16 protein-coding genes are annotated in these 15,822 nt (G+C 62.5%); 3 read left to right on the plus strand and 13 right to left on the minus strand.

Translation table 11 applies throughout. The annotated features are described in order from the left end of the window. Nucleotides 1-59: 59 nt before the first annotated feature. Nucleotides 60-1,181, minus strand: coding sequence for a hypothetical protein (locus tag OEZ71_RS06100; RefSeq protein WP_263739071.1), 1,122 nt, complete (start codon nucleotides 1,179-1,181; stop codon nucleotides 60-62). A 711-nt stretch (nucleotides 1,182-1,892) separates the two neighbouring features. Here OEZ71_RS06100 and OEZ71_RS06105 point away from each other — a divergent pair. Next, nucleotides 1,893-2,426: an adenine phosphoribosyltransferase gene (locus OEZ71_RS06105; protein ID WP_263739072.1), complete on the plus strand. Its 534-nt coding sequence runs from the start codon at nucleotides 1,893-1,895 to the stop codon at nucleotides 2,424-2,426. Nucleotides 2,427-2,557: 131 nt separating this feature from the next. On the opposite strand, the gene OEZ71_RS06110 is transcribed toward OEZ71_RS06105, so the two are convergent. Next, nucleotides 2,558-3,958: an FAD-binding oxidoreductase gene (locus OEZ71_RS06110; protein ID WP_263739073.1), complete on the minus strand. Its 1,401-nt coding sequence runs from the start codon at nucleotides 3,956-3,958 to the stop codon at nucleotides 2,558-2,560. A 38-nt stretch (nucleotides 3,959-3,996) separates the two neighbouring features. Next, on the minus strand, nucleotides 3,997-4,806 hold the full coding sequence (locus OEZ71_RS06115) for an MBL fold metallo-hydrolase (protein ID WP_263739965.1): 810 nt from the start codon (nucleotides 4,804-4,806) through the stop codon (nucleotides 3,997-3,999). 253 nt (nucleotides 4,807-5,059) lie between these two features. Here OEZ71_RS06115 and OEZ71_RS06120 point away from each other — a divergent pair, with 253 nt between their 5' ends. Then, nucleotides 5,060-5,248 (plus strand): hypothetical protein, encoded by a 189-nt coding sequence (locus OEZ71_RS06120; RefSeq protein WP_263739074.1) that lies wholly within the window; start codon nucleotides 5,060-5,062, stop codon nucleotides 5,246-5,248. Nucleotides 5,249-5,269: 21 nt separating this feature from the next. On the opposite strand, the gene OEZ71_RS06125 is transcribed toward OEZ71_RS06120, so the two are convergent. The 10 genes from OEZ71_RS06125 to coxB form a co-directional block, all read right to left on the minus strand. Then, on the minus strand, nucleotides 5,270-6,496 hold the full coding sequence (locus tag OEZ71_RS06125; protein ID WP_263739075.1) for a helix-turn-helix transcriptional regulator: 1,227 nt from the start codon (nucleotides 6,494-6,496) through the stop codon (nucleotides 5,270-5,272). Nucleotides 6,497-6,622: 126 nt separating this feature from the next. Next, a complete protein-coding gene (locus OEZ71_RS06130; protein WP_263739076.1) occupies nucleotides 6,623-7,207 on the minus strand; it encodes a GNAT family N-acetyltransferase in 585 nt (194 codons plus the stop codon). Continuing rightward, on the minus strand, nucleotides 7,207-8,469 hold the full coding sequence (locus OEZ71_RS06135; protein WP_263739077.1) for a M16 family metallopeptidase: 1,263 nt from the start codon (nucleotides 8,467-8,469) through the stop codon (nucleotides 7,207-7,209). Before OEZ71_RS06135 ends, OEZ71_RS06130 begins: the two co-directional genes overlap by 1 nt. Further along, nucleotides 8,466-9,857, minus strand: a complete 1,392-nt coding sequence (thrC, locus tag OEZ71_RS06140) for a threonine synthase (protein WP_263739078.1) — start codon at nucleotides 9,855-9,857, stop codon at nucleotides 8,466-8,468. The genes OEZ71_RS06135 and thrC overlap by 4 nt, the downstream gene beginning before the upstream one ends. 9 nt (nucleotides 9,858-9,866) lie before the next feature. Further along, nucleotides 9,867-10,547, minus strand: a complete 681-nt coding sequence (locus OEZ71_RS06145) for an SURF1 family protein (RefSeq protein ID WP_263739079.1) — start codon at nucleotides 10,545-10,547, stop codon at nucleotides 9,867-9,869. 67 nt (nucleotides 10,548-10,614) lie between these two features. Continuing rightward, nucleotides 10,615-11,415 carry a cytochrome c oxidase subunit 3 gene (locus tag OEZ71_RS06150; protein WP_263739080.1) on the minus strand — a complete coding sequence of 267 codons (801 nt, stop codon included), beginning with the start codon at nucleotides 11,413-11,415 and terminating at the stop codon, nucleotides 10,615-10,617. Nucleotides 11,416-11,436: 21 nt separating this feature from the next. Continuing rightward, the gene (locus tag OEZ71_RS06155) at nucleotides 11,437-12,015 is read right to left on the minus strand and encodes a cytochrome c oxidase assembly protein (protein ID WP_263739081.1); all 579 of its coding nucleotides are present in this window, start codon (nucleotides 12,013-12,015) and stop codon (nucleotides 11,437-11,439) included. Continuing rightward, entirely contained in the window at nucleotides 12,012-12,176 is a 165-nt protein-coding gene (locus tag OEZ71_RS06160) for a hypothetical protein (RefSeq protein WP_263739082.1), read from the minus strand. Before OEZ71_RS06160 ends, OEZ71_RS06155 begins: the two co-directional genes overlap by 4 nt. Further along, nucleotides 12,176-13,108 carry a heme o synthase gene (gene cyoE / locus OEZ71_RS06165; RefSeq protein WP_263739083.1) on the minus strand — a complete coding sequence of 311 codons (933 nt, stop codon included), beginning with the start codon at nucleotides 13,106-13,108 and terminating at the stop codon, nucleotides 12,176-12,178. Before cyoE ends, OEZ71_RS06160 begins: the two co-directional genes overlap by 1 nt. Nucleotides 13,109-13,155: 47 nt before the next feature. Then, nucleotides 13,156-14,019, minus strand: coding sequence for a cytochrome c oxidase subunit II (gene coxB, locus OEZ71_RS06170; protein ID WP_263739084.1), 864 nt, complete (start codon nucleotides 14,017-14,019; stop codon nucleotides 13,156-13,158). Between the two features lie 178 nt (nucleotides 14,020-14,197). Between coxB and tldD the strand changes: the two genes are divergently transcribed. Continuing rightward, nucleotides 14,198-15,619 (plus strand): metalloprotease TldD, encoded by a 1,422-nt coding sequence (gene tldD / locus OEZ71_RS06175; RefSeq protein ID WP_263739085.1) that lies wholly within the window; start codon nucleotides 14,198-14,200, stop codon nucleotides 15,617-15,619. Nucleotides 15,620-15,822 lie beyond the last annotated feature (203 nt).

A 15,822-nucleotide genomic window follows, 5' to 3' on the forward strand; every position in this document is an offset into this window, starting at 1 on the left:
CAACGATCCCCCGCCTGCTCTCCGGCAGGCCGGGGACCCTTACACAAGGCATAATAAGCTCAGTTTGTCGCACCCGCCCCAGGCACATTCTCCTGCCAGATCGCTTCGACAACGCTTACGTTCATCACATGCTCGTCATTCTGATCGACGATCACCCTGACCGCATCGCCATAGATTTCCTTCGCGACCCCGGCGAAATGGCTTGCCGCAGGGTCCATGAAGCAGCAGTTGTCGCGATCATTGAAGACAAAGTATTGCACCCTCTCTTCGGCCGTCTCGCCACGCCGGCTTCCCAGATGGTATAATTGCCAATAGTCGAACGCGTCATAGATCGACGCCGCGACCTCTTCGTAGTCGGCATGGAATGCTTCGGAGGTGCGATACACATTCGGCAGACTGCCCGCATAGACGATCGAATAGTCGATCTCGGGGAACAGCGCAGCCATCCAGACCGTGTACCAGCCACCTCCGGAAATCCCCATGACCGAGACATTCTCGTAATCGTCGATAATGGACTGAATCGTGTAGTAGTGCGGAGACAGGAACAGGGTCAGGAAATCGTAGGCGGGAAGAGTAACGTCGTGAAACACCATATAACTGCCGTGACGGTGCGCCTCGCGCCAGTCCATGCGCGTCACCTGACCCGGATAGCGTCCACTCGGGAATTCCACCGGCCCTGTATTCTGCCCGAGTCCGACCATCGACATCGACAGGAAATCACATCCCTGCTCTACCGCTTTCGTTAGCAGGGTGTTGTGATAGTCCATGTCGAACGGACCGGCTCCGTGTCCCTGAATGTAAATTCGCAGGCAGGATGCACCCCCGGCCGCCTTTGAAAGCAGCGATTTCGTCGTCAGACCGTATAGCTGTGCGGAAATTTGTCGTGATCCGTCACCCATATCTTCGCTGGTCACCTTGACCCTGTCTGAAGGCAGAATGACCCTCGATCGAAGATCATTTCGCGTCGCCTCGATGTCAGCCGACATTGCGTCAAGCGCTGTCGCAATCGCATCGGTGTTAAGCGTGAAACCCGCCATCTTCGGAACGGGTTTTTCATGGAACAGACGATACAGGTCCCGCACTTGGTCGATGGGTGGCAGCCTCCAGTACCCTGTGGCAATTCCGTAGGAAAACGATGCCGCGCACAATGCGAGAACCAGAATGACATTCTTGATTTTCATGCGTTTAACCCAAGAAGATTGCTTAAAGGCACGTGCAGGGAACTGCCGCTATTGGCTTTGTCGCGCCGTGCAGACGCTCCGCGGCAAAAAGCCTGAACTGACGAAACCCGAGAGACGCTGCGGTTATTGGAGGCTTTCACCATTATCAGCTCCACGAAAGATTCTACTGGCGCCACCGATGGGCCCGCACGGCCGACCGTAGAGTTGTGCGGCGCGACACCTTTAATCCTTTTGAATTGGTATGCTTTTGACAGTGATGCCTGACATCATGACCCTGTTTGCCTGCAGTCAATCTTACACTTCAATTCACGATCTGTCCGGCAGTATGAGATTGACCCGGAAGGACAGAGAGAGACCGAACTCCACTTTGAGTGCGCTCATCAGAGTTGTCAAATTAGCATCGCCGCTGATTGGGGTGTTGTCTCGTGGTAATCAGGTTTTGACTGTCGTTGTCTTATGATTGTTGACCAAACACCGTTCGCAAGCATGCATACAGCGTCGAGTTGTCTACCGACGGGAGGTTCTGCCGATAGCGTCTGATTTTCATATTCGTGCGCTGGGTGGCATAAATAGTGCATCCTGGCTGTGACGCCATTTGCTCGATCCCTCCATCAACGACTTGCCATACGATTTGCCGACAGAAAGCCGACGCTTCGCCGACGCTGTTTCCCGTGCTAGGAGGGGGGCGTTTCGGACGCTCCGGGAGGGCACATGAAGAAGACCGTCAAGGATTATATCCGCACCATCGCCGACTTCCCGCATGAGGGGATCATGTTCCGCGATGTGACCACGCTTTTCGCCGATGCGCGTGGCTTCCGGATGGCGATCGACCAGCTTTTGCACCCCTATGCGGGCGAGGAAATCGACAAGGTCGTGGGGCTGGAGGCGCGGGGCTTCATCCTTGGCGGCGCGATTGCGCACCAGCTTTCGGTGGGGTTCGTGCCCATCCGCAAGAAGGGCAAGCTGCCGGGCGCCGTGATCAGCCAGGCCTACAAGCTCGAATATGGCGAAGCGGTGATGGAGGTACATGACGATGCCCTGATGGCGGGCGAAAAAGTGTTGATTGTCGATGACTTGCTGGCCACGGGTGGAACCTGCGAGGCGGGGATCAAGCTTTGCGAAAGGCTCGGCGCCGAGGTCATCGGCTGCGCCTTCGTCATCGACCTGCCCGATCTCGGGGGGCGCAAACTGCTCGAAAAGCTCGGCATGAACGTGCATGTTCTTTGTGAATTCGAAGGGGCGTGAGACCTTAACCATTCGGTAAGGTTTGTCCGAATAGATTGGCGGTATCCGGTTCGCACCTGCAGAGGCTTGCAGCTCATGTAACCGCCGTTCGCTCTGGGCCCCGCCGGTTCTCCGCCGGTGGGGCTTCGGTGTCAGAGGACGGCACCCGGGTTCATGATTCCGATTGGATCGAGCGCCACCTTGATCGCCCGCATCGCAGCCAGCTTTGCCGGGTCGCCATAACGCACCAGATCGTCCCGCTTGAGCCGTCCGACCCCGTGTTCAGCGCTGATGGAGCCGCCGTGGTCGTGCACAAGATTATGCACGGCGCGCTGGATTTCCCCTGCCTTTTCAATGTGATCGACCGCCCGTCCACCCTTTGGCGGAAAGACGTTGTAATGCAGATTGCCGTCGCCGAGATGGCCGAAGCAGTTGATCCGGAAGGGGCCGAGCCGCTCCACCCTAGGCCCCGCCACGCGCAGAAATGCCGCGATCTCGGACAACGGCAGCGAGATGTCGTGCGAGGCGATGGCGCCGATCCGGCGGTTACCCTCCGGCAGGGCCTCACGCAGATCCCAGAGTGTGGCCGCCTGCGCGGCGCTCGATGCGATGATCCCGTCGGTGACGAGGTCTCCGGCTGCCTCATAGGCTCCTGCGAGAACCATTTCGGGATCGAGGCCAGGGGGAAGGCCGATCTCTGCCAGAACCGACCATTCCGGGCGGTCAGCGAAGGGCTGGCGTTGCTCGGGCACCACCTCATCGAGGAACAAAAGGCCCTGCCGGTGGATCAGTTCGAAACTGGTGACATTGCCCCCCGTCGCCTCCTGGATCAGCGACAGCAGCGACAAAGCCGCCTCGGGTCCGGTGACGACGAACATGGCCGTGCCGGTGGCAGCAGGCTTCGGGAAAAGCCGCAGTGTAGCGGCAGTGATGATGCCAAGCGTGCCTTCAGAGCCGATCAGCAGGTCCTTTAGATCATAGCCGGTGTTGTCCTTCCTGAGCCGCTTCAGCCCGTTCAGCACGGACCCGTCGGGCAAAACCGCCTCCACACCAAGGCACAACTCACGTGCATTGCCATAGCGCAAAACCGCCGTGCCCCCGGCATTGGTAGCCAGATTGCCGCCGATCCGGGCGGTGCCTTCGGAGGCGAGCGACAAGGGAAAGAGCCGCCCTGCCCCCTCCGCCGCCGCCTGCACCTCGGCCAGGGTCATGCCCGCCTCGGCGATCATCAGCCCTTCCTCGGGCCAGATGCCACGCAGCGCGTTCATACGCTCCAGAGACAGGATCAAAGGTTCCGGGCCTTCCGGCATCACCTGCCCCAGGACAAGCCCGGTGCCACCGCCCCAGGGCAGGATACCGACCCGCGCCTCGACGCAGGCGCGGACGATCGCGACGGCCTCGGTGGTCGACCGCGGTCTCGCCACGAGCGCCTCGGCCGTCATCGCCCTACGTCGCGGTTCCTCCAGATAGCGCGGCTCTGCCGCCGTTACCGTGTCCTCGGGCAACAGGGTGGCGAGCCTCTTGGCGAAACTTGCATCGGCGGGGTTCAGCATGGGCCCGATGAAGCATGCAAGCGGCGCGACGGCAAGAGTTATTCCAGCAGCCGTGGCATCAGGACGATGACGGTGGGTCGCGACGGCAGGCTGGTCAGTGACACCTCCAGCGACGTGTCCTCGCGGATGTCCACGAGGAACTCGTCCTTCATGCCGGCAAGGAAGGCCGACAGCGTGCCCGCACCGAACCAGTGCATCGGCAGCACGATAGAGGAGCGGAGCCGTTTTACCACCGCGATCATGGTCGGCAGGTCCAGCGTCATGCCGCCATCGACCGGCACCATCACGACATCGAGACGGCCAAGAGCCGCGTATTGCTGCGGCGTCGGTTCGTGGTGCAGATGTCCGAGATGGCCGATGCAGAGCCCCGCCACCTCGAAGACGAAGATCGAGTTGCCGGCGGCTTCGACCTGACCGCCGGGGCGGCGGATGTCGGTCGGCACGTTCCTTACCAGCATCTCGCCAAGGTCAAGATGATGCTCCGCCGGTTCCCCGGTCCAGTCCCAGCCTTGCAGGACATTCGGGATGCGTTCATCTGGCATGGACGTCCAGTGTGAGGAATGCGCGTGGTTCATGGTCACGACATCCGGCACCACATCGGCGGGACCGAGCATATCGGTATAGTCGGTCGCGACCGACAGCCCGCCATAGGTCTCGATGAAATAGGTCGAATGGCCGACATAGGACAGGCGCACCGTCTCGGATGGCAGGGGATCACCCCACCCGGCGCGCCACACCATGTCAGGCGCGGCATCCGCGATGGCGATGCAATGGCTGGGCGTTCGTGTCTGCGCGGCGGCAACCGACGCAAGCGAAAAGGCAAGGCAGGCGGTCAAGATACGGGCGATCACGGGCGGCTCCTCCACGCGCAGTTTAAACCAAGTTCAGTCTAACCCTAGCGAAAACCGATATCGGTAACGCCTCCGTGTTGGCTGGACCTCGTGAGAGCCTCAGAAGGATTAAATACATTTCAATGCTTTAAGCATGAATGGTCGAGATCTGGGCAAAACTGCCCATGCCGCGTTTGCGGGCATCCTGCATCCTTGGACGCATCCGCATTGCAGCGGGCCAAACCCGGCACACCGAGGAAAGGACATTCCGATGACCGTATTTCCGACCAAGCTTCTGCTCGCAGCTCTCATGATCACCGCATTCGGCGTAACCCCCGCCGCCTCCCAATTCGGCGGCCCCGTATTGCCGCGCCTGACATTCCCCGATCCCGCCCCGACGGACGGCCAGGAAACCGACGCAGACTGCCCTGCACAGCAGACTTGCCCGACCAAGACCTGAGCGTTGATACGGCGTTCTCGCTCACCCCGGCAGACGCGGCGTCGGTTCATCCTTTGACGGTTCGGCATCGAACATCGCCCCTACGGTCTGGAACACCGACAGGGCCTCGCCCAGCGCCCGGTTCGACGTGACACCTACCTTGTCATGCACCGCCTGAATCTGGTTGCGGATCGTCTTTTCCGCCCGCCCGGTCTTCTCGGCGATCTGCTGCGGGCTCTGGCCCGACGCCAGCGCGCTGCAAATTTCCGCCTCGCGTGGAGTCAGTTCGAAAACATTGCGCAACAGCTCGGTGCTGATCGTGGCGTCGGCAGGGGCGCCCACGAAGACCGCAAAAAGGCTCTGCCGGTCATAGAGATCCCGATCCGTTGGCGTGCCACGCGTCATCGCGGGATGAAATGGCGCAATGCACAGCGCGATACGCCCCTCGCCTGCATCGAACCGCATTCCGCGCGGGGACATGTCCTCTCCGGTTTCGCGCAAGTGTCGGCGAAACGCCGCAAGGTCGCGGTCATTGGCAAAATGCACCCGGCTGCCCGCATCCAGCCGGACAATGCGTCCCCGTTCCAGCAGGCGCTGGCCGGAGGCATTCGCCATCTGCAAGCGCCCCTCGCCATCGGTGATCATCATCGGCAGAGCTATGGCGTCGATGAATCCGGCATAGGTTTCCGCCGCCTCCTTGGCGAGGTTCAGCGCCCGGGCCAGCCGCGCCGCGCGCACAGCATGCGGCGCCAGCAGCTTCAGGATACGCTGTAGGCGCGCGTTATCTTTCGGCCTCGGGTCGCGTTCGTTTTCGGCAATCACGAAGGCCGCCCGGCGACCGTCCGACATCGAATAGTTGATCGCAGTCCAGTGGCCCAGTCCGAGCGGCTCCAGTTGTTGCTTGTAGGCGGCAAAGTCGCGGAACTCTTCTTCGGAATAAAGTGCGCGCGAATAGACGATCTCGCCCAAAGTCTGTTTCTGGCGCGCCAGCATGACAAGGATCATGTCCTTCTCGTAATGCTCAGGGTCGCGGGCAAGACGCGCAAGCATGGTCTGAACGTCCTGCAACTCATCCGCCGTCGCACCCTCGGTAATGTAGCTGTCGAGAAGATGGTCCATGTCGAAGGACATGACAGCCGCGACATGGCCGGGGCACAATTCGGGAATGCGCGCCATCAGGCTTTGCCACTGCGCGCCCTCGAACGCGGAATCGTAGACCAGCCCGATCAGTGCACTGAGGTCGTCGAGTTCAAGATCCCTTTCGGACATGACGCTGTCACCCCACCCGGTATCATCGTAGCAACCGACGCGACGCAGTGTCAAAACCAGCTCGGAACGGTGGGAGCACTCAGACGGCGGCTGACATATCAAGTTGGCCGCGTGGCGCGAGTCGCCCTACCCGATCTCGGTGCGCCCGCGGCGGTCGCTGCGCAGATTGGCGTAAAGGACATGGTTGCGCCAGCGACCGTTGATCTGAAGATAGCTCTGCGCGACGCCTTCGTATTTGTAGCCGCACTTTTCCAGAACAGCGCGGGACGCGGCGTTTTCGGGCAGGCAGGCGCTTTCCAGCCGCGACAGGTCGAGCGTGGTGAAGCAGTAATGGATAACCGCACGCAACGCCTCGGCCATGTAGCCCTTCCGCGCATGGGGCGCACCGATCCAGTAGCCGATTGTCGCCGCCTGTGCCGGGCCTCGGCGGATATTGTCGACCGTCACCGCGCCCAAAAGCGCGTCGTCATCGCGCCGGATCAGAAAGAGCGGTACCGCCGTACCGCCGCCCTCGGCGCGCTGCGCCCAGTAGACACGATTGGTGAAGGCTTTGCGGGTCAGGTGATCGGCGGCCCAGACCGGTTCCCAGGGGCTCAGGAACTCGCGGCTCCGGTCCCTCAGCGACGACCAGTCGCGATAGTCACCATGCTGCGGCAGGCGCAGCGTCATGCGCTCGGTCTCGATCCGGACACGGCGCCGTCTGAGCAGCATCAGGCCGCGAGCCTGTCGCGCAAGGCCCCGAGCGAGGGCGCGTTTTCGACCGGCCCGTAGAGCGCCAGCGCCGTCTGGGCCCGGCCTGCAAGTCCACCGGCAAAGGTGCGGATGCCCGCACGGGTGACAGCGTCGATCTCCGCCGCAGTCTCGGCGACGTCCTGCACCCGGCCCCAGATCGCCAGATGCCGGGCCATGCGCTCGGCACGCGCCGAGGGGCTTTCGAGACCCATCAGAAGTCCCGCCTTCATCTGGGCGCGTGCGCGGGCAAGTTCCGCCTCGCTCATATCCTCGGCCGCGCGCTTCAATTCGTCCATCGTCAGGGTGCAAAGATCGCCGATCTCCTCGGCCGAGGTGCCGGCATAGATCGTGATCATGCCGGTATCTTCATAGGCACCGGCCTGCGCATAGATCGAATAACAGAGCCCCCGCTCCTCGCGGATCTTCTGGAACAGGCGCGAGGACATTCCGCCGCCGAGCGCCGTCGCATAAACCTGTCCGGTGAAAAAATCGGCGTCGGTGACGGAAGGCGCCTCGAAGCCCATCGCGAAATGGACCTGTTCCAGATCCTTGACCTCGCGCCGCTCCCCCCCGGCCCAGGTGGCCCGCTGAAGGGGTCGCGCGCCGACGGGTTTCAGGCCGCCGAAGATGCCCTCTGCCGCTTTCACGATGGCGTCGTGATCGACCGCCCCCGCCGCCGAGAGGATCATCTGATCCGGCCCATAATGTTCGCCAACAAAGCCCGTCAGATCGCTGCGCCCGAAGCTCGACACCCGCTCGGCCGGGCCAAGGATCGTGCGGCCCAAGGCCTGATCCGGAAAGGCCGCTTCCTGCAACCAGTCGAAGATGATGTCGTCGGGCGTATCGAGCGCCTGCCCAATCTCCTGCAGGATCACATGACGCTCGGTCTCGATCTCTTTCTCGTCAAAGACCGGGTTCAACACGATGTCGGAAATGACGTCCAAAGCCAGCGGCACGTCGGCCTCCAGCACCCGGGCGTAATAGGCGGTCATCTCGCGGCTTGTATAGGCGTTGATATAGCCGCCCACATCCTCGATTTCCTCGGCGATCTGAAGGGCGGTGCGCCGCGCCGTGCCCTTGAACGCCATGTGCTCAAGGAAATGCGCAATGCCGTTCTGTTCCAGCCGCTCGTGCCGCCCGCCCGCCGTCAGCCAGACACCGATGGAGGCCGAGGCAAGGCCGGGCATCCGTTCGGTCGCGATGCGCAACCCGTTCGGCACGGTGGTCAGTCTGATCGTCAAGCCTTCCGCCTTTCATGGACCAGCGCCTCAAGGGCTGCCAGGTCATTCGGCACAGATGTAACACGTTCGGGGCGGGAGAAAAGATCACCCATGCGTTCGGGCAGGCCCGGGCGCTGACCCGTGGCTTTTTCGACCGCATCAGGGAATTTCGCCGGATGCGCGGTGGCGAGCGTGATCATCGGCACGTTCCGATCACGGTTCACATCCGCAACGGCGACACCCACCGCCGTGTGCGGGCAGAGCAGTTCACCCGTCGCCTTGTGCATGGCCGTGATGGTGGCGAGCGTCTCTTCCTCCGACACCCGGCCCGAGGCGAAGAGATCGCGCAAAGCCTGAATCGCGCCCTGGCTGACGGTGAAGCCGCCCGTCTCCTTCATCTCGGCCATGAGGGCCGACACCGCCTTGCCGTCGCGCCCGTAGGCGTCGAACAGCGCGCGTTCGAAGTTGGAGGATATCTGGATATCCATCGAGGGCGAAATCGAGGGTTTGACCCCGTCCATCTGATACCGCCCGCGTGTCAGGCAGCGGTGCAGGATGTCGTTCTGGTTCGTCGCGATCACCAGGTTGTCGATGGGCAGGCCCATGCGTTTGGCGATGTAGCCCGCGAAGATGTCGCCGAAATTGCCGGTGGGAACAGTGAAGCTGACCGTACGATCCGGCGCGCCCAGCGACACGGCGGAGGTGAAGTAATAGACGACCTGCGCCAGCACTCGCGCCCAATTGATCGAGTTCACACCGGCCAGCCCCACCGCATCGCGGAACTCGAAATGGTTGAACATGTCCTTCAGCCGAGCCTGGCAATCGTCGAAATCGCCCTTGAGGGCCAGCGCGTGCACATTGGCCTCAGACGGCGTCGTCATCTGACGGCGCTGCACCTCGGACACTCGGCCCTCGGGGAAGAGGATGAAGACATCAACGTTGTCCAATCCCCGGAACGCCTCGATCGCCGCCGATCCGGTATCGCCCGAGGTTGCGCCGACGATGGTGACGCGCCGCCCCTCGCGCTTCAACGCGATCTGGAAAAGCTGGCCGATGAGCTGCATCGCAAAATCCTTGAACGCGAGCGTGGGCCCGTGGAACAGCTCCAGAAGGAAATGGTTGGGCGCAAGCTGCACCAGCGGCGCGCGGGCGGTGTGGCCGAAACCCTGATAGGCCTTCGCGATCGCCGTGCGGAACTCGTCGTCGCTGAACGCATCGCCGACGAAAGGCCGCATCACACGAAAGGCGGTCTCTTCATAGGACAGCCCACCAAGCGCCCGGATCTCGTCCACCAAAAGGGTCGGGATCGTCTCAGGCACATAGAGCCCGCCATCGCGGGCAAGGCCGGTCAGCATCGCCTCGCCGAAACCCAGAACCGGGGCCTCGCCCCGCGTCGAGATATAGCGCATGTCAGTTCCTCAATTCTTCCGCTGCCTGATACGCCAGAGCAGAAACGCTGTCATCCCCGCCCAGACCCCAGCCAGCGAAAACCAGGTGATCGCATAGCCGCGGTGGTCGTTCGGGATGGCGGACGTATCGACCGGCACCGGGACGATACCTTGGTCATCGCCCTCTTCCGTCCGGACCACGACAAGAACCGGCAGGGTTTTGACGCTTTCAGACATCGCGGCCACGTCACGGGCGAACCAGAGGCCGGTCTTTTGATCTGGCGGCGGGGTGAAGCTGTCGGAATCGTCGGGCCACAAGAGGTTACCGGTGACGTTCAACGCCACACCTGGGCGCGGCATGGCGCGGCCGGATTCGGGGATGAAGCCGCGATCCAGAAGGATGCGCCGCCCGTCCCCGGCCTCAAAGACCGCGACGACCCGGAAACCGGGACCAAGTTCCTTTTGGCCGGACAGGACCAGAAGTTCCACACCCGTGGTGCGCCCGGCGACTGTGACGGGGCGGTAAAGGTCCGCTACCGGATCGGGTTCTGCGATGGACGAAAGGGCCACGGGCTCCGCCCCGATCCGCGCCTCGATCCCGGCGATCACGCCCTCTTTCCATGCCAACCGCCGGACCTGCCAGAACCCGAGCGACATCAGGATGGCGATGCCACCGGCACCGAGGATCAGGGCAGAGAGATAGCGACGCATGGAACCCTCAAAGTGAAAACGCGGGGGTCGCCCCCCGCGTTTCGCATGTCCGTCAGGGGGGTGCCGATCAGGCGCCCCAGATGTAGATCGCGGCGAAGAGGAAGAGCCAGACCACGTCAACGAAGTGCCAGTACCAGGCTGCGGCCTCGAACCCGACATGCTGCTCGGGCGTGAAATGGCCCTTCATCGCGCGGAACATGCAGACCAGAAGGAAGATCGTCCCGATGATCACATGCGCGCCGTGGAAGCCCGTCGCCATGAAGAACGAGGCGCCATAGATGTTACCGGCAAAGCCGAAAGCAGCGTGGCTGTATTCGAAGGCTTGGAAGAAGGTGAAGAGCGCGCCGAGGGCAACCGCCAGCGCCAGCCCGTTCACCATGTCCTTACGGTTGTTTTCATGGGCGATGGCATGGTGCGCCCAGGTCGCTGCGGCACCCGAGCACAGAAGGATCAGCGTGTTGATCAGCGGCAGGTGCCAGGGGTCGAAGGTCTCGATCCCCGCCGGCGGCCAGACACCGTCAATCGCCGGGCTTTCCGGCCCCATCGGATAAAGCGCGTGCTTGAAGAAGGTCCAGAACCAGGCCGAGAAGAACATCACCTCGGACATGATAAACAGGATGAAGCCATAGCGCAGGCCGATCCGCACCACCGGCGTGTGATCGCCGGTCTGGCCTTCATGAACCACATCGGCCCACCAGCCGTACATGACGTAGAGAACGAGTGCGAGGCCCGCGAGGAAGACGAAGGGCGTAACGCCCTTCATCCACATCACGGCGCCGAACAGCATGACGAAACCGCCAACGGCACCGAGGAACGGCCAAAGCGAGGGCTTGAGGATATGGTAGTCGTGGTTCTTTGCGTGCGCCATGTCGGTTTCCCTGATTTGGCCTCAGTTATAGTCAGAGCCTTCGGCGGGCGAAAGGCTCGCCTGCTCTTCAGGCAGTTCGGTTTGGTAGAACGTATAGGAAAGTGTGATATTGCGGATACGGCCCGCGTCGCGGTCCTTCACAAGTTCCGGATCGACGAAGAAGACAACAGGCATCTCCACCCGCTCACCCGGCTGCAACACCTGTTCGGTGAAGCAGAAGCACTGGATCTTGTTGAAGTAATAGCCCGCAATGTCAGGCGAGACGTTGTAACTTGCCGTGCCCGCAACCGGTTTGTCGGTCGGATTATAGGCCTCGTAGAAAGCCATGCCGCTTTCGCCGATCTTCAGCTTCATCTCGGTCTGCTTGGCGCGAAATTCCCACGGCATTCCGGACGCGGTGTTGGCGTCGAAGCGAACCGTCACGATCTCATCCAGAACCTCGTCGGACGCCGCTGTGGCGACATTCGTCGTGCCCCCATAACCCGTAACCCGGCAGAACCAGTCATAGAACGGCACCGCCGCCCATGCGAGCGCACCCATGGTCACGACGACGCCCACAAGCATCGCGGCAACGCGGGAATTGCCATCAAGCCGCTTCATTGCGCGACCTCCTCTTCCGGCAACTTCCCCTCGACCAGATGCGAGATCTTCACGACCGACAGGCCAAAGATCAGCGCGACCAGCGCACCGAGCACGAGGCCCAGGCCAAGATTGCGCCCCTTGCGGCGGGTATGAATCTCGTGGTCCTGCCGGATCGCCATCACCATCCCCCGAACCCGAAGGGCTGAAGGCTCGCTTCAACCAGAAGCGCACCGAAATGCAGGAAGAGATATGCGAGCGAGAATTTGAAGAAGGCTTTCTCGGCCTTGTAGCCATCGGCCTCGGCCACGGCCTCGTCACGCCGGACGATGCGGACCGCACCCCGGATGAACAGCGCGTTCAGCACCAGCGCCGCCACCAGCGTCACCGGCCCGCCGATCGAGCTTGCGGCCAGAGCGAAGGCAAAGGGGGCCAGAAGGATCGTGTAGACAAGGATATGCTTGCGCGTCGCCTTGCGGCCATGCGTGACCGTCAGCATCGGCACGCCGGCCTTGGAATAGTCGTCCTTCATGAAGAGGCAGAGCGCCCAGAAATGCGGCGGCGTCCACATGAAGATCAGGGCAAACATCAAAAGCGATTCGATGGATACGCCGCCCGTCACCACAGCCCAGCCGATCATCGGCGGAAAAGCCCCCGCCGCGCCACCGATGACGATGTTCTGCGGCGTCAGGCGCTTCAGCCACATCGTGTAGATGACGACATAGAAGAAGATGGTGAAGGCGAGGAACAACCCCGCGAACCAGTTCGCGGCCAGCCCGAGCATCAGGCAGGACAGCCCCGACAGCGCGAGCCCAAGGCCCAGCGCCTCGCCTTCGCCGACCTTGCCCGAGGGGATCGGGCGAGACGCGGTACGGCGCATCACCCGGTCGATATCGGCGTCATACCACATGTTCAGCGCACCCGAGGCGCCGCCGCCAAGGGCAATGAACAGGATCGCGGTGAAGGCGACGAAGGGATGGACACCGCCCGGGGCCACGATCAGCCCGACCATCGCGGTGAACACGACAAGCGACATGACACGCGGCTTCAGGAGTTGGACGTAATCGCCGAACCCTGCTTCCTGCCCGTGGTCAATGGCACTGTAATCGCTCATTCATTCCCCCGAATGGATGGGGCGCGGCCTGCCGCACCCCGTCCGGTTCATTCCGCCGCAGCGACCTGAACGGCTGCCGACGAACCGGCGTCGGCGGTCTTGGTCCGCGCCACCCAGTCGTCATAGACCTCCTGGCTGACGACCTTGACGGTGATCGGCATATAGGCGTGGTCCTTGCCGCAAAGCTCCGAGCACTGTCCGAAATAGATGCCCTCACGTTCGGCATTGAACCACAGCTCGGCGATCCGGCCCGGCACGCCGTCCTGCTTTACCGCGAAGGCCGGGATCGTCCAGGAGTGGATCACGTCCGCCGCCGTGACCTGCACCACGACCGTCTTGTTCACGGGCACCACAACGGCGGTATCGGTCGCCAACAGGTATTCGTCCTGGCTGTAGCCCGCCGCCTCAAGTCCCTCTCGGCCCAGCATGAAGCTGTCGAAGGCGATGCCCTCATCGGGGTATTCGTAGGACCAGTACCACTGGTTGCCGGTCGCCTTGATCACCACGTCGCCTTCCGGGATCTCCTGCTGCTTGAAGAGGATCGGCAGCGAGAAGGAGCCGAGCACGACAAGAATCAGGACCGGGATCAGGGTCCAGACGATCTCAAGAGGCGTGTTGTGCGTGAACTTCGCGGGCGTCGGGTTTGCGCGGCTGTTGAAGCGCAGGATGACGATGGCCAGCAACAGCACCACGAAACCGGCGACCGCGATGCACAGCCAAAGCAGCATGTGATCAAGCCACTGCTGGTCGCGGGCCAGTTCCGTCGCCGCCGGCTGGAAGCCGGTACCATCCGCATGGGGCGCACCGACGATTTCAAGCCCGGTGATTCCGTCCTGGGCCATCACGGCACCGGCCACCATGGTGGAGGTGAGGGCGGCCCCGAGGCCGGAAAGAAGTCTCGCAAAGCGCATATCGTGTTCCCGTTCCTGCCGCGGCCGTCCCGCCGCTTCCAGTTCCGTCTCCGGGCAAGATGCCCGCAGCCGGTTGTATCCGGCGTTTCTAAAATCATATTAGAGACATTGCGACAAGCGAAACCATCGCGGCAAAGCGCCGCTTTTGACCGAAATCAAGGACGGCGACGGCTCCCCGATGACAGAAACCCGCTTTTCCCCCTTTGAGACCCACCTCGACCCCGACCGTGCGCTGGCGATTCTGCGCGCCGCGACTGCGGGGGCGGAAGACGGGGAACTCTTCCTCGAACGCCGCCGGTCCGAGGCTTTGGTCTTCGATGACGGTCGGCTTCGCAATGCGAGCTATGACGCCTCCGAGGGGTTCGGCCTCCGCGCCGTGAACGGCGAGGTGGCCGGCTACGCCCATTCCACCGAAATCTCCGAATCCGCACTGAAACGCGCGGCCGAAACCGCGCGGCTTGCGGTGGGCGATGGCGGCGGCGTGATGGCACCCGCCCCGTCGGGCACGAATCTGAAGCTCTACACCGATGCCGACCCCTTGGCCGACGCCGCTTTCGGCGTGAAGGTGGAGACGCTGCGAGAGATCGACGCCTTCGCCCGCGCGCTCGATCCGCGCGTGGTGCAGGTCTCGGCCACCATCGCGGCATCGCTGCAGGAGGTCTTCATCCTGCGGCCCGAAGGCGGGCTCGTCTCCGACATCCGTCCTATGGCGCGGCTCAATGTTTCCGTGATCGTCGAGGAAAACGGACGGCGCGAAACCGGCTCCACCGGTGGTGGCGGTCGCGCGGGGCTCGCCGCGCTGATGACGTCAGAACACTGGCAGAAAGAGACCCGCGAAGCCCTGCGCATTGCTCTGGTCAACCTCCGCGCCGTGCCCGCGCCCGCAGGCGTCATGGACGTCGCGCTTGGCGCGGGCTGGCCGGGTATTCTGCTGCACGAGGCTGTGGGCCACGGGCTTGAAGGCGATTTCAACCGCAAGAAAACCTCCGCCTTCGCCGGGCTGATGGGGCAGCAGGTGGCCGCGAAAGGTGTGACCGTGCTTGACGACGGCACCATCCCCGACCGGCGCGGCTCCATCACCGTCGATGACGAGGGCACACCTTCGGGCAGGAACGTACTGATCGAGGATGGCATCCTCGTCGGCTACATGCAGGACCGGCAGAACGCGCGGCTGATGGGTGTCAAACCCACCGGCAACGGGCGGCGCGAAAGCTTTGCGCATATCCCGATGCCGCGCATGACCAATACCTACATGCTGGGCGGTGAAGCCGAGCCCGGCGATATCGTCGCCGATGTGAAGGACGGCATCTATGCCGTGGGCTTCGGCGGCGGTCAGGTCGATATCACCAACGGCAAGTTCGTCTTTTCCTGCACCGAGGCCTACCGGGTGAAGAACGGCGTGGTGGGCGAGCCGGTCAAGGGTGCGACTCTGATCGGCGATGGCGCGACCGCGATGAAACAGATCCGCGCCATCGGCAATGACATGAAGCTTGACCCCGGCATCGGCAATTGCGGCAAGGCCGGTCAGTGGGTGCCCGTGGGGGTCGGCCAGCCGACGCTGCTGATTGGCGGGCTGACCGTCGGCGGCTCGGCGGCGTGAAAGCGTTCGCCTGTCCCGATCGTGGTCGTTGCGGGTTAATGCGTCAAAGTTCAATTGACAGTCGGTTGTGGCCGGAAGCCTGCGCGAAGCGTGCCGGAAAATAATTTTTGCGGCCAATAAATCAAAGCGCGAATCGTAACCATTGATTAACCTTAAGGTTGCAATGTCGGTCTTGCGAACGAGGCGGAGGCACGAGGGAAAAA

It is taken from the genome of Albidovulum litorale (genome assembly GCF_025751495.1).
Taxonomy (GTDB): domain Bacteria; phylum Pseudomonadota; class Alphaproteobacteria; order Rhodobacterales; family Rhodobacteraceae; genus Albidovulum; species Albidovulum litorale.